Here is a 12695-nt window from a genome sequence, read left to right as displayed (position 1 = left end):
AGGCCGCGAGCGGGGCGTCGGGTGACAACCGTCGACATAGCGAAGCAAACTACATGGAGGAAGGGGACATGCCAGAAGCACTCGGCCGCTCTTTAGCACATCGTGGTGTCATCGTCGCCGCACCGCTCGCCGCGCTCGCGCTCGCCGCGTGTCACGGCGGGGACGACGACGGTTCGCCATCGCCCTCACCGACGCCTTTGACCTGCGCGCAGCTTGCGGGCATGGCCGTGCCGGCGAGCGCCATCGGCCTGCAGACGACGGGCGCGACCGTCACGGCGGCGACGACCGTCGCGGCATCGGGAACGGGCGTCACGGCGACGCCCGAATACTGTCAGGTGGACGGCACCATCGCGCCGGTCGATCAGACTGCGCCGAAGATCACTTTCCGCGTCGCCATGCCGACGCAGTGGAACAGCAAGGTCGTGATGTTCGGCGGCGGCGGATACGACGGCACCGTGCCATCCGTGACCGGCAACGTTCCCGCCGGCCCGACCACGCAGCCTGCGCCGCTTGCGCGCGGCTACGCGGTGTTCAGCAGCGATTCGGGTCATCAGGCCGGCGCGCTCGGCAGTCGCGATGGCTCGTTCGGCACCAACGACGAAGCCGTCGCCAACTTCTCCGGCGATGCGCTGAAGAAGACTCGCGATACCGCCGTCTATCTGCTGTCAAAACGCTATGCGGTCGACAAGCCTAAGCGCGCGTACTTCGCGGGCGGATCGTCGGGTGGACGCGAGGCGCTCGCGGTCGTGCAGCGCTGGCCGCAAGACTGGGACGGCATCATCGCGCTTTATCCGGCGTGGAATGCGGCTACGCTCGATCTACAGTTTGGCCGCATCACGCGGGCGCTCGCGCAGCCGGGCGCGTATCCGAGCCAGTTGAGGCGCAAGGCCCTGCTCGATTCGGCCACGGCCACCTGCGATGCGCTCGACGGCGTCGCCGACGGGCTCATCAGCAACATTTCCGCGTGCAATGCGACCTTCGATCCGTCGACGGCCATGCTCAACGGCGCACCGCTGCGCTGTCCGGGCGGTGCGGATACCGGTCTGTCCTGTCTCTCGGATGCGCAGATCAACGCGCTCAAGGTGTACGCAACGCCGATCACGTTCGCGTATCCGCTCGCGAGCGGCGAGACGCAGTATCCCGGCTTCAACGTGTGGGGCGCGGACCTGGGTGTCGTGAACACGGCGCCGGCGCAGGCGACCGTCACCGCGCTGGCGCTCAACCTGCTGCAGCCGACGAACCCGATGCCGGCGACCGCGCCTTACTTCAGCGTCTTCTGGGACCAGTGGATTCGCTACTTCGTGGCGCGCGATCCGAACGTCAATTCGCTCAACGTCGATCCGCAGAACCCGGGCGCCTATCAGGCGCGCATCAGTGCGCTGACCGCCGAGCAGGACGTGAACAAGACGGACCTGTCCGCGTTCAACAAGAAGGGCGGCAAGATCCTGATGGCCCACGGCATGTCGGATGCCCTCGTCAGCACGCAATCGACCGAGCAGTATTACGTGCGGCTGCAGCAGACAATGGGTGCATCGACGGTTGCGAGCTTCGTGCGCTACTACGAGATTCCCGGCTACGGGCATTCGATCAGCACGATCTTCAACGCATCGTGGGACTCGTTGACGACGCTGGAAAACTGGGTCGAACGCGGCACGACGCCGCCTGCGCAGACCGTTGCGGATACGGCGGGCGTGCCGGGCCGCACGCGGCCGCTGTGCGAGTATCCGACGTTCCCGCGCTATAACGGCTCGGGCAATGTGAACGTCGCGTCCAGCTTTACATGCGCCTCGCAGTGAGTCCGCAGTGGGTCCGCAGTGAACTGAGCGATGCATCGATGCCACGGCTTTGCGAGGAGCCGTGGCATCGCCGTTGTTATCGGCTGGCGGCCCAGAGCAGCGTCAATCCAGACGAGAGCATCAGCGCATCGACGACGAGCCTGAACGCATTCGCCGACATCCTCGCGACGATGCCGCGCGCACAAAACGTCCCCGCCATGATGGATGCGCCGGTGATGAGCCCCTGCAAGACGACGCTCGACGGCAGCGCGCCCAATCCACGGAACGTGGCGACCTTCGCGCCGTACACGGCCAATGAGCCGGCCGCTTCGGTCGCGAGAAACGCACCTTTCACGAGACCATAGTTCATGAACACGGGCACCGTGATCGGCCCGGTCGATACGACGATGCCCGTCAGGAAGCCGACCAGCGCGCCAATGAGCGAGAGCTGGAAGAGCGAGAAGCGAACGGACCGGCGAGCGAGCCATCGCCGTGTGGGAATCATCGCGACGAAGAACAGGCCGAGCGCGAGATCGACCGTGCGCGACGGCAGCGCCAGCAGCGTGCGAACGCCCAGCATCGCGCCGGGAACCGCGGTGACGCCATACGCAAAGCACGCCTTCCAGTCGATCTCGCGCCACCACGAAAGCACCTTGCCGAGATTGCCGAGTATCGACGCGATGGCCATGATCGGCACGGCCTGTTGCGGTCCATGGAGAATGACGAGCACGGGCATTAGCATCATCGACGAACCGGTGCCGATGATGCCGCTCAACACGCCGGCCATTAGCCCGACCGTCATAACCATCAGATAAGCCATGCGAGCCTCATAAGCCGAGACACACCGCGCCCGCCGCGACGACCAGACATGCGAGCCAGCGCTTCGCGTTGACGGTCTCGCGCAGGAACACCCTGCCGATGAGCGCGGCGAACACGACACTCGTTTCCCGCAACGCCGATACCGCGCCCATCGCGCCCGCTTGCATCGCCCATATGACGATGCCGTACGCGGCGATCGACACGAGCCCGCCCCCCAGCGACGAGCCGATGGCCAGGGGCGCGGTGCGGATCGGCGTCCACAGTGCGGGAAGCCCGCGCATCGTCACGAAGAGCAGCGGCATTAGCCAATAGAAGAGGAACATCCACGCGGTATATGCAAGCGCCTGTCCGTTCGATGCCCGCACGCCGATGCCGTCGATGACCGTATAGATCGCGATGGTCACCCCGGTGGTCAACGCGGCCAGCGCGCTCGATCGCGACACATGCCGCCCCTGCAACGCCAGCGCCATGATCCCGCCGGAAATCAGCGCGATGCCGAACGCATGCAGCGGCCCGATGGCCTCGTGCGCGAAGAGCGCCGCGCCGAGCGTGACGAGCAGCGGCGACGAGCCACGCGCGATGGGGTAAGCCTGCGCGAGATCGCCTCGCCGATACGAGCGCACGAGGCTCACGTTATAGACGATATGCACGAGCCCCGAGGCGACGATACAGGGCCACGCGGCATCGGCGGGCAAGGGCAACGCGATGACCGCCACCGACGATACGGCCGCAATCGCGATGCTCATCCATGTCATCGAGAGGAAGCGGTCGCGATTACCGTGCAGCATCGCGTTCCAGCTTGCGTGAAGCAGGGCGGCGAACAGCACGGCACCGCCTGTGTAGCTGAACATGCAGGTTCCTGTGAGCGTTCAAGATATGCGCAAGAATATCTATCTTGTGAAGGCCGCACAAACCAGATAAATTGGCCCGATGCGTGAGATTTTCTATTGCGAATGAAAAGAGATCTGCCTTCACTAAATGCGTTGCGTGCTTTCGAGGCGGCGGGCCGGCTCGGCAGCTTCAAGGATGCAGCGGCGGAACTGCACGTCACGCAGGGCGCGGTGAGTCAGCAAGTGCGTTTGCTGGAGGCATGGCTCGGCGCATCGTTGTTCGAGCGAAAGAACCGGCGCGTCGTGCTGACGGGCGCGGCCGAAGCATATCTCGCGGAAATCGGGCCGTTGTTCGAGCAACTCGCACAGGCGACGGCGAGATACGGCATTCCCCAAGCCGTGCCCCGGACGCTATCCGTGAACGCACTCGCGACATTCGCGTTGCGCTGGCTGGTGCCGAGGCTCGCCGAATTTCGCGCGGCGCATCCGGACATCGACATGAAGGTCGATACGTCGAACGAGCCGCTGGAAGCTCTGAAAGAAGGCTACGACGTCGTTATCCGCGGCGGCCCCGATACTTTCTACGGCTATTCGATGCGCCCGTTCCTCGCGGAAGAACGGCTGCCCGTATGCAGTCCCGCGCTCATGGAACGCGTGCCGCTGCGCACGCCCGATGACTTGCATCGTCACACGCTGCTCCATACGTCGAGCCTGCCGCGGCTGTGGCCCGACTGGCTGACGAAGGCGAAGGTTCCCGCGTTGCGGCCGGTGGCGGTCGTGACCTTCGATCACTTTTATTTGACGCTGCAAGGCGCGATCGACGGGATAGGCGTCGCGATGGGGCCGACCGCGCTCGTCGCGGACGATCTCGCGGCGGGCCGGCTCGTGATGCCGTTCGCAGGACCGCGCCTGCCATCGCGGAGCTATTGCACGTAGCGGAGAACCGGCCTGCCGACGAAGTGGTGAAGCTGTTTTGCGCGTGGCTCGAAAGCGAAGGACAACGCGCCTGACGCACGCTCAGACTTCCTCTTTGCGCTCGAGCGTGATCACGTGCGACGTCTTCGAGCCATTGAGCTGCTGCTCGTACTCCGTCTCGCCGATGACGACGCGATAACCCTCCTTCGGCAGGATCGAAGGCGCGTTCCCGGTTGGCCGGCTGTCGATGCCGCCCAGCCCCGCCGCAGGCGCGGGCACGTTGTTGTCGAGCGTCGCGTTCGACGAAATGACATTGTCATGCCATTCCGACACGTCGCGGCGCGCTTCGATGGATTTCGCATCGGCGTCGACGGTGTCGTCGGTGGATTCCATGCCGTCCGAATCGACCGAACGGATACGGCCCTTCGCGCGCAGAACCGGATCGCCTGAATCGCGCGCGGCGGACTGATCGCCGGACTCGTTGAATGAAGGAAGCGGCGAGTTGTCGTCCGACGCTCCGGGTTCGGCCGAGCCGGCATGCTTTGTCTTGCCGAACTCCTCGGCCTGCTTGGCGGCGTCAGGGCCGGAGGTGCCGGTGGCGGGCGTTTTGACCGGGCTTTTCGCCGCCATGTCGTTCTGTTGCGCCTGTGACGGATTACCTTCTGCGTTCTGCATTGCGTCCTCGCTTTTGTTCATGGATTCGTCCATTGAGCACGTCGATGCATGCAGCGTGCCCGACAGTGCAGCAAGCGGCACGGCTTATGCTGCGTTGTCGCGCATCTTTCATATTCCGCGCGGAGGCACGTCATGGAAATCAAGTACCGGTCATGCACGATCCATACATCGGCGAGCATCGACGATGGAAGCATTGTCGGCAACGCGCGCATCTATCTGCCGACTGCGAACGACGGCGACGCGATGGAATCGCACGACATGGAGTTTCGCCTGTCCTTCGTCGACGAGAACGAAGCGATGGCCTTCGCGAAGGAAAGCGCGATCGCGTGGATCGACGAGCACGAGGCGCTGGCGCTGTGAGCAGGAAGCCGGCGAAAGCGAACACTATCAAGCTGGCGATATCCGGCGCGCTGCTGGCGCTCGCGGGCAGCGTTCAGGCGGCGGGCGGCGGCCTCGGCTGCGGCGGCGGGGGCTGTCCGGGCGGCGGGTCCGGCGGACAGGGTGCGGGGCTGCCATCGGGCGCCAGCGGGCAAGCTGCGGCTGCGGCAGGATCGTCAGCAGACGGACCGCGCATTCACGCCGCGCCGAACGGACAACCGGCCGGGACCGTATCGACGGGCGGCGCGGGCAGCGGCACGAGCCGCGATACGGGCGGCACCGGCGTGCCAGCCGCGCAAAGCGGCAAGCCGTCTCCGGCGACGAAGCACGACGCGGGCGGCTCGCAGGGCTGGTAAGCGTTGCAATTACGCGTGTCGTAAGCGCGCGTTCTTCATATCGACAGATTTCTCAGCACGTCCTTGCACCACTGACCGAACGAGCCTTCGAACGGCTTGACGACCAGGCCGCCATCGTGTCCGAGGTGCGGAAACGCGCGGCGTGCGCGAACCAGTTGCGTACGTTCGTCGGCGAGATCGACGTAATGCAGCACGCGTTGCCGGCCATCGGCGGGCGCTTCCGCGAACTGCCGAAGTAGAAGCCGCAGCAGCGCATCTTCTTCGGGAAACCCGTAGCCCACCAGCACCACGACGCGCGATTCCTGCAGCAAGCGCACCGCCTTCGGAAAAAGTGCTTGAAAATAGGGCTGATCGTAGTCTTGCGCGCGTGACGGCAACATTATTTGCGGCGGATGACGGCGTACGGCTTCGTCATCGCGCTCGCGATAATCGATTTGCAAGCCTTCGTGCGTCATGACCAGATCGAAGCCGCCATTGACCTTCAACAGATTGCCCGATGGTCGCAAATGCCCCGCGATCAACGCATCTTCTCCGCACCAGGAAACAGGCGTAATGCCGCGATAAAGCCTGCGCGAAGCATGTCGCTCCTGCGGATTCGCGCTATCGACGAGTGCTTCTATCACGAAGTCATAGTTGGTCGTGACGAAGCTCACTTGCAGCGCGCGCTCTGGTCCTCGCGTCGCATTCGCGCAAGACGGATGCATCAGCACCGAGAAAAGCGAGAGGATCGCGTCTTTCTCCGGCGAGCCGGTCGCATCGAGCCGGAAGCGGCCATCCAGCATTTTCGGCGGCGGCGCGGTATCGTTGAATTTGCGATACACGATGTAGCGCAGCTCGCGCTCGATCGCATCGAGACAGGAGTCGTCGACGAAGCGGTTGCGAATCGGCGGATACTTTCTCAACATGCCCACCTGATACACGATGTCGAGAAACAGCTCGCGATCCAGCGTCGTGCGTTCGGCGGGAAAGCCGATCATCGTGAGAAATTCGGCAAGAATGGGCGACCACGCCGTCCAGTCGTCATGGGCGAGATTGAAAAGCGCCGCGCCGGTCGGATAGCGCGGGTCCCATGAGTTCGAGAAGCCCGCGCCCAGCACGAACGTGATGGTGGTCGCGGCAGACCGCTGCTTCCTGCACAGCTCCGAGAACGCCTTGCCGAACCATGCGGCCGAGTCCAGCTCCATGCTCGATTCCTCCTTGCCGGACAATCGAGCAATGGACATACCGAATCACGGCGGCGCGTGCTTCATGCTTGCGGCGGTTGGCCGTTGGATGCGCTCAGGCCCCCGTCGACAGGCAGGTTCACGCCCGTCACGAAGCGCGCGTCGTCGCTGGCGAGAAAGGCAATGACCGCAGCGATGTCGTCCGGCCGGGCGGCGCGGCCGAGTGGAATGCGCTCGCGAAACTTCGCCATGAGCGGCTCATCGTCGAGCATGTCTTGCGTCAGATCGCTCGCGGTCAGGCTCGGACAGACGGCGTTCACGCGCACGCCGTCGCGGCCGTGATCCATCGCGAGCGCGCGCGTGAAGTTGGTCACCGCGCCCTTGGCCGCGTTGTAGAAACTCATGCCCCAGTCGCCGCCTAGCCCCGACACCGACGACACATTGACGATCGATCCCTTAGCCGCGATCAGATGACGGATGGCCGCGCGGCTGCAATAAAAGACGCCGTCGAGATCGGTCGACATGATGGCGCGCCAGTCTTCGAGCGACGCTTCATCGATGCGTCCCGTCGGCGCGACGCCCGCGTTGTTCACGAGGACGTCGATACGCCCGAAGCGCGATACGCTCGCTTCGATCAATCGCTCCGCGTCTTCATGGCGGGAGACATCGCAAGCGTGAACCAGCGTGCGCGCGGCGTCGAGGTCGCGTGCGACGCGTTCGAGTTTCTCTTGCGTGCGCCCGGCCAGCACGACGTTCGCGCCTTCCGCAGCGAACCGGCGCGCCGCGCCCTCGCCGATGCCGGAGCCAGCGCCCGTCACGATGACCACTTTCGATGTGAAACGTAGGGTGTCCATGTACTTGTCCAGTGTTTGTCAGTACATGTGCATCTGCATGTTTCGTTCCACCGAAAAGCGGCACACGGGCCAGTCTGTTACCGGTCACAATCGAATTGCATCGCGCAAGGGCAATCGCTATACTGCCTCGGCGGTACGTTGGCCTGACCACTCTGATTGGCCTGACCGCAATGCAACTGAAGGCAGTCCCGAAGGCAACTGTTTGAAAGCAAGGCATCGGCGTCCTCGCTGATGCGCTCCAAAGAGGCATGCTCATGACGATGTCGTTTCAGGCTTTCCGCTCCGGCGTTCGCATCGAGCGCGCACATACCGCTTCGCCCATTTCGTTATTCTTTCCGTCATTCTTTCAGCGCGCTTCGTATCGCTCGCACTGACACAGCACGCGCCTCGCCACGCGCGCTGCACGCATTGAACCGACAAAACACGCAGCACAATAATAAGGAGACTCGGATGTCCCGCTCAGCAAAACAGGCGGCGATTGCCTTCGCCGCAGCGTCATGCATGATCGCCGGCGCGGCGCATGCTCAGGTCGCCACCGGTGATACGTCGCAGAAGAAGATTGCGCTGTCGAACAGCTTCGCGGGCAACGCGTGGCGTCAGTCGATGCTGAAGAGCTGGAACGGCGTGTCGCAACAGGCCGTTGCCGACAAGAAGATCGCGGCCGCGCCCGCCTTCACCACGGCGGAGAACCAGGTCACCGAGCAGGCGCAACAGGTGCAGAACCTTATTTTGCAGGGCTATAACGCCATCGTTATCGACGCCGTTTCGCCGACCGCGCTCAACGGCACGATCAAGAAGGCGTGCGCGGCGGGCGTCGTGGTCGTGTCCTTCGATGGCATCGTCGATGAGCCTTGCGCGTATCGCGTGAACTTCGACTTCAAGGGCTGGGCGGCGCAGGGCGTCGACTATCTCGCGCAACGTCTGAACGGCAAGGGCAATATTCTCGAAGTGCGGGGCGTCGCGGGCATTTCCGTCGATAACCTCATGCACGAAGGCGTGCTCGAAGCGATGAAGAAGTACCCCGGCATGAAGCTCGTCGGATCGGTGAATGGCGACTGGACGCAATCGGTCGCGCAGAAAGCCGTTGCGGGCATCCTGCCGACGCTGCCGCAAGTCGATGGCGTCGCGACTGAAGGCGAGATGTCGTTCGGCATTGCGCAAGCGTTCAAGGCGGCGAATCGCCCGACACCGCCGATGATCATCGGCAGCACGTATCCCGAGCTCAACTGGTGGAACGAGCAGACGAAGAACGGCTATCAGTCGCGCTCGCTGTCGAATCCGCCGGGTGCGGTGACGTTCGCGTTCTGGGTCGCGCAGCAAGTGCTCGCGGGCAAGAAGATCCCGAAGGACGTGACCATCAACGTGCCGTTGCTGGAGATAACGCAGCAGGAGTTGCCGGCGAAGCTCGCGGCGACCCCGCCGGGCGGCATCAGCGACGTCACGTACACGCTGCCGCAGACGGTCGCGCTGCTCGACAAGAAGAAATAGTCAGAATAACTGAGCATTTCAATCTAACGCCACGCATGGAGCATGTGAATGGGCGGAGCAGGAGACACGATTGCCGGCGATGACGCGCTGATTCGCTTCGCAGGCATCGGCAAGACGTTCGGGCGCGTGCGTGCGCTCGACGGTATCGACTTCGCTTTTTTGCGGGGCGAATGCGTCGGCATCGCGGGGCACAACGGCGCGGGCAAATCGACGCTAATGGCCGTGCTGGCCGGCGTTCATGCGCCGACGCAGGGACGCATCGAAGTCGATGGCCACGACGCGCCGCATTACGACGCCAACGCCGCACGCGAAGCCGGCGTGCGCTGCGTGTTTCAGGAGTTGTCGCTGTGCGCGAACCTGACGGTCGCGGAGAACATGTGCATCGTCCATCCACAACTGCATGGCCGTGGATGGCGGCGCACGGCTACGCGGCTCATGCGCGAGAAGCTCGAAGAAATCTTCCCGGGCAACGGCTTGAAGGGCAACGAACTCGTCTCGGATCTCACGCTCACGCAGCAGCAAATGGTGGAGATCGCGCGAGGCTTCACCGTCAGCGATACCCCCGTGCGTCTCGTGATTCTGGACGAGCCGACCTCATCGCTCGATGCTCATACCGCCGAGCAATTGCTCGCGTTCGTGAGCAAGGCGGCGCAGGGCGGCATCACGTGCCTGCTCATCACGCACATGCTGGGCGAGATCGAGCGCGTGGCCGACCGCGTGATGGTGATGCGCGATGGCGGCATCGTCGGCGTGTTGCCGCGTGCGCAGGCGAGCCGCGCATCGATCATTCAGGCGATGGGGCAGCATCTCGAAGCGGACAAGACGCCGGGCGCGACGCAATCGCAAGCCGCGCGCAGCACCGAGCGGCACTTCAAGTGGAACGTGGGCGTCAAGCGTCACACGCCGATCGAAGCGGCGCGCGGCGAAGTGGTCGGCTTCGCGGGACTCGCGGGCCAGGGTCAAACCGAAGCGTTGCTTGCGATCTATGAAGCCGCGTCGCGCCGTGGGCCGGGCCGCGCGAAAGTGGCTTTCGTCGCGGGCGATCGCGGCCGCGACGGCGTATTTCCGATCTGGTCCATCGCGCAGAATCTCGATGTGCGTTGGCTCGCGGGCGGGGCGACACGCAGGCGCGGTCTCGTCGATCTCGCGGCGGCGCGGGCCATCGTCGAAGCGTGGCGCCTGAAGATCGGCATACGCGGCGCGGCGATGAGCGCGGGCATTCTGTCGCTATCGGGCGGTAACCAGCAGAAGGTTCTGTTCGCGCGGGCGCTCGCATCGGATGCCGATCTCATCCTGATGGACGATCCCACGCGCGGCGTCGACGTCGGCACGAAGCGGGACATCTATCAGCTCGTTCACGATGAAGCCGCGAAGGGCCGCACGTTCATCTGGTACACCACCGAAAACGAAGAACTGTCGCATTGCGACCGCACTTACGTGTTCCGCTCGGCCGCCGTGACGCGCGTGCTCCATGCCGACGAATGCACGGAAGAAGCGCTGCTTGCGGCGAGTTTCGAGGAGCAGGCCGCATGACTCTTGCCTTCACGCAAGCGCGTTTGCGCGCGATGCTTCCCGCGATATCGCTCGTCGCGGTGCTGATACCGATCCTCGTCATGCAGCCCGCGGTGATGAGCTACTTCGGGTCGAGCCTGCTGTTGAATCTCGCTGTGCCGATCGTTCTCGCGACGCTCGCGCAACTTGCAATCATCACCGTCAACGATCTCGATCTTTCCATCGGGCCGTTCGTGAGTCTCGTCGCATGCATCGGCGCGACGCTGCTCGTGAAAACGCCGTGGCTCGGCGCGCTCGCGCTCGCCGGCTGCGTGCTGGCTTATGCTGCCGTGGGTGCGCTGATTGAGTTGCGTCAGATACCGTCGATCGTCGTGACGCTCGGGCTTTCTTTCGTGTGGAGCGGGCTTGCCATCGTGCTGTTGCCATCGCCCGGCGGCACGAGCCCCACATGGCTCGGCGCGGCGATGAACTATCAGACGCCGTTCATCGCGGCGCCGATCGTATGGTCGGTGTTGATCGCGATCATCGGTCATTTGCTGCTGATGCGCTCCTCGGCGGGCGTGCGCGTACGCGGCGCGGGCGGCAATCCGCGCGCGATGCGCCGCTTCGGCTGGTCGCTCGTGCGCAGCAAGGCGACGTTATATGGCGTCGCGGGCGTGTTCGGCGTGTTGTCGGGCCTCTCGCTGCTCGGCCTCACGACATCTGCCGATGCCAACCTCGCCTTGCGTTACACGCTGCTGTCCATCGCGGCCGTGATTCTCGGCGGCGGCGAATTCGTGGGCGGGCGCGTCTCCGTGGTCGGCGCGGTGCTCGGCGCGATCACGCTGACGCTCGCGGCATCATTCCTCGCATTCCTGAATATTTCGTCGGACTGGCAGGTCGGCATGCAGGGAGCGATCCTGATCGTGGTTTTGTCGTTGCGCGTGCTGCTGCAACGCGGAGAGCGCCGATGAACACCATCGCAGACAATAACGGAAGCGCGTGGTCGCGCATCAAGGCCGTTCAGGCGCCGTGGGCGTGGTCCTTCGTCGGCGCAGTGCTCGTGTGGTTCGCCATCGTCGCGATTTTCGGCTTCGGCATCGCGAGCAACGTGGCGCAAACGGCGCTGACGTACGGCGTATTCATGGTGCTGGTCGGGCTCGGGCAGATGCTCGTCATCACCTCGGGCGTGGGCAATATCGACTTGTCGGTGCCATCGACGATTGCGCTCGCTGGCGTCGTCGGCATGCATGTGATGGGCGGCGTGAACGGGAACATCGTGCTTGGCGTGGCGGCGGCGCTCGGCGTGGGCATCGCGATCGGGCTCGCGAATTACGCGCTCATTCGCATGCTGCGCATTCCGCCGATCATCGCGACGCTGTCATCGAGCTTCATCATCCAGTCGATCGCCATTACGCAAGGCAGGCAGCTTCCGCCGCCGCCGCCCGGACTCGGCGCGTTCGCAACCGGGCGCTTCCTCGACGTGCCGTATATCGCGCTGGTGGCGCTGGCGTTGTCGATTGCGCTGGCTGTGCTGCTGCATCGCGCGGTGTATGGGCGCAGGCTTTCGGCGATCGGACAAAACGCGCGGGCCGCGTGGCTCGCGGGCGTGGACGTGCATCGCACGCGCTGCCTCGCCTATGTGATGTCGTCGATGATCGCGTCGCTGACGGCGCTACTGATAGCGGCGACATCGGGCGGGGCGTCGCTCGATATGGGCGTCGAGTACATGCTGATTTCGATTGCCGTGGTCGTGATCGGCGGCACCCTGGTTGCCGGCGGCAAGGCGACGATTGCCGGCGTGTGGGGCGCATCGATGTTCCTGTTTCTGACCAACGCCGTGCTCAATGCAGTCGGTGCGGATGCGGGCGTGCGTTCGATCGTCTATGGCGTGCTCATCATCGCGGTGACGGTGGCGGCGGGCGGCAAGGCGGCGCGCTGAAGGATCATT

Annotated in this window: 12 protein-coding genes and 1 pseudogene; 8 read left to right on the top strand and 5 right to left on the bottom strand. The window is 64.3% G+C overall.

From position 1 onward, the window contains the following. Window positions 1-68 precede the first annotated feature (68 nt). A complete protein-coding gene (locus tag LDZ21_RS24380; RefSeq protein ID WP_244797207.1) occupies window positions 69-1796 on the top strand; it encodes a tannase/feruloyl esterase family alpha/beta hydrolase in 1728 nt (575 codons plus the stop codon). A gap of 76 nt (window positions 1797-1872) precedes the next feature. Here LDZ21_RS24380 and LDZ21_RS24375 read toward each other — a convergent pair whose 3' ends face one another. Then, the gene (locus tag LDZ21_RS24375; protein ID WP_244797206.1) at window positions 1873-2595 is read right to left on the bottom strand and encodes a sulfite exporter TauE/SafE family protein; all 723 of its coding nucleotides are present in this window, start codon (window positions 2593-2595) and stop codon (window positions 1873-1875) included. 7 nt (window positions 2596-2602) lie between these two features. After that, window positions 2603-3445: an EamA family transporter gene (locus LDZ21_RS24370; protein ID WP_244797205.1), complete on the bottom strand. Its 843-nt coding sequence runs from the start codon at window positions 3443-3445 to the stop codon at window positions 2603-2605. A gap of 102 nt (window positions 3446-3547) precedes the next feature. Here LDZ21_RS24370 and gcvA point away from each other — a divergent pair. Continuing rightward, window positions 3548-4434: pseudogene (gcvA, locus tag LDZ21_RS24365) on the top strand (transcriptional regulator GcvA). Window positions 4435-4441: 7 nt separating this feature from the next. Here gcvA and LDZ21_RS24360 read toward each other — a convergent pair. After that, entirely contained in the window at window positions 4442-5035 is a 594-nt protein-coding gene (locus tag LDZ21_RS24360; protein WP_309774605.1) for a DUF3005 domain-containing protein, read from the bottom strand. 111 nt (window positions 5036-5146) lie between these two features. Between LDZ21_RS24360 and LDZ21_RS24355 the strand changes: the two genes are divergently transcribed. Next, window positions 5147-5374 (top strand): hypothetical protein, encoded by a 228-nt coding sequence (locus LDZ21_RS24355; RefSeq protein ID WP_052005685.1) that lies wholly within the window; start codon window positions 5147-5149, stop codon window positions 5372-5374. Then, entirely contained in the window at window positions 5371-5748 is a 378-nt protein-coding gene (locus LDZ21_RS24350) for a hypothetical protein (RefSeq protein ID WP_244797204.1), read from the top strand. The genes LDZ21_RS24355 and LDZ21_RS24350 overlap by 4 nt, the downstream gene beginning before the upstream one ends. Window positions 5749-5783: 35 nt before the next feature. On the opposite strand, the gene LDZ21_RS24345 is transcribed toward LDZ21_RS24350, so the two are convergent. Together LDZ21_RS24345 and budC are read right to left on the bottom strand one after the other, a co-directional pair. Further along, a complete protein-coding gene (locus LDZ21_RS24345; protein ID WP_244797203.1) occupies window positions 5784-6932 on the bottom strand; it encodes an SIR2 family protein in 1149 nt (382 codons plus the stop codon). A gap of 62 nt (window positions 6933-6994) precedes the next feature. Then, window positions 6995-7765, bottom strand: a complete 771-nt coding sequence (gene budC / locus LDZ21_RS24340; RefSeq protein WP_244797202.1) for a meso-2,3-butanediol dehydrogenase — start codon at window positions 7763-7765, stop codon at window positions 6995-6997. Window positions 7766-8215: 450 nt separating this feature from the next. Between budC and LDZ21_RS24335 the strand changes: the two genes are divergently transcribed. Genes LDZ21_RS24335 through LDZ21_RS24320 form a run of 4 tightly spaced genes read left to right on the top strand, consistent with a single transcriptional unit; the run spans window position 8216 to window position 12686 of the window. Beyond that, window positions 8216-9253 carry an ABC transporter substrate-binding protein gene (locus tag LDZ21_RS24335; RefSeq protein WP_244797201.1) on the top strand — a complete coding sequence of 346 codons (1038 nt, stop codon included), beginning with the start codon at window positions 8216-8218 and terminating at the stop codon, window positions 9251-9253. A 48-nt stretch (window positions 9254-9301) separates the two neighbouring features. Next, the gene (locus tag LDZ21_RS24330) at window positions 9302-10786 is read left to right on the top strand and encodes a sugar ABC transporter ATP-binding protein (RefSeq protein ID WP_244797200.1); all 1485 of its coding nucleotides are present in this window, start codon (window positions 9302-9304) and stop codon (window positions 10784-10786) included. Further along, on the top strand, window positions 10783-11718 hold the full coding sequence (locus tag LDZ21_RS24325; RefSeq protein ID WP_244797199.1) for an ABC transporter permease: 936 nt from the start codon (window positions 10783-10785) through the stop codon (window positions 11716-11718). Before LDZ21_RS24330 ends, LDZ21_RS24325 begins: the two co-directional genes overlap by 4 nt. Beyond that, entirely contained in the window at window positions 11715-12686 is a 972-nt protein-coding gene (locus LDZ21_RS24320) for an ABC transporter permease (protein ID WP_244797198.1), read from the top strand. Before LDZ21_RS24325 ends, LDZ21_RS24320 begins: the two co-directional genes overlap by 4 nt. Window positions 12687-12695 lie beyond the last annotated feature (9 nt).

This window comes from Caballeronia grimmiae, from assembly GCF_022879615.1.
In the GTDB taxonomy this organism is placed as follows: domain Bacteria; phylum Pseudomonadota; class Gammaproteobacteria; order Burkholderiales; family Burkholderiaceae; genus Caballeronia; species Caballeronia grimmiae.
This window is presented reverse-complemented; position numbering and strand designations above follow the sequence as displayed.

What these genes read in the sequence shown, in the direction of transcription:
- budC (WP_244797202.1), bottom strand. Translation starts at nt 7,765, where the DNA reads ATGGACACCCTACGTTTCACATCGAAAGTGGTCATCGTGACGGGCGCT.
- LDZ21_RS24325 (WP_244797199.1), top strand. Translation starts at nt 10,783, where the DNA reads ATGACTCTTGCCTTCACGCAAGCGCGTTTGCGCGCGATGCTTCCCGCG.
- LDZ21_RS24335 (WP_244797201.1), top strand. Translation starts at nt 8,216, where the DNA reads ATGTCCCGCTCAGCAAAACAGGCGGCGATTGCCTTCGCCGCAGCGTCA.
- LDZ21_RS24380 (WP_244797207.1), top strand. Translation starts at nt 69, where the DNA reads ATGCCAGAAGCACTCGGCCGCTCTTTAGCACATCGTGGTGTCATCGTC.
- LDZ21_RS24355 (WP_052005685.1), top strand. Translation starts at nt 5,147, where the DNA reads ATGGAAATCAAGTACCGGTCATGCACGATCCATACATCGGCGAGCATC.
- LDZ21_RS24360 (WP_309774605.1), bottom strand. Translation starts at nt 5,035, where the DNA reads ATGAACAAAAGCGAGGACGCAATGCAGAACGCAGAAGGTAATCCGTCA.
- LDZ21_RS24330 (WP_244797200.1), top strand. Translation starts at nt 9,302, where the DNA reads ATGGGCGGAGCAGGAGACACGATTGCCGGCGATGACGCGCTGATTCGC.
- LDZ21_RS24370 (WP_244797205.1), bottom strand. Translation starts at nt 3,445, where the DNA reads ATGTTCAGCTACACAGGCGGTGCCGTGCTGTTCGCCGCCCTGCTTCAC.
- LDZ21_RS24345 (WP_244797203.1), bottom strand. Translation starts at nt 6,932, where the DNA reads ATGGAGCTGGACTCGGCCGCATGGTTCGGCAAGGCGTTCTCGGAGCTG.
- LDZ21_RS24320 (WP_244797198.1), top strand. Translation starts at nt 11,715, where the DNA reads ATGAACACCATCGCAGACAATAACGGAAGCGCGTGGTCGCGCATCAAG.
- LDZ21_RS24375 (WP_244797206.1), bottom strand. Translation starts at nt 2,595, where the DNA reads ATGGCTTATCTGATGGTTATGACGGTCGGGCTAATGGCCGGCGTGTTG.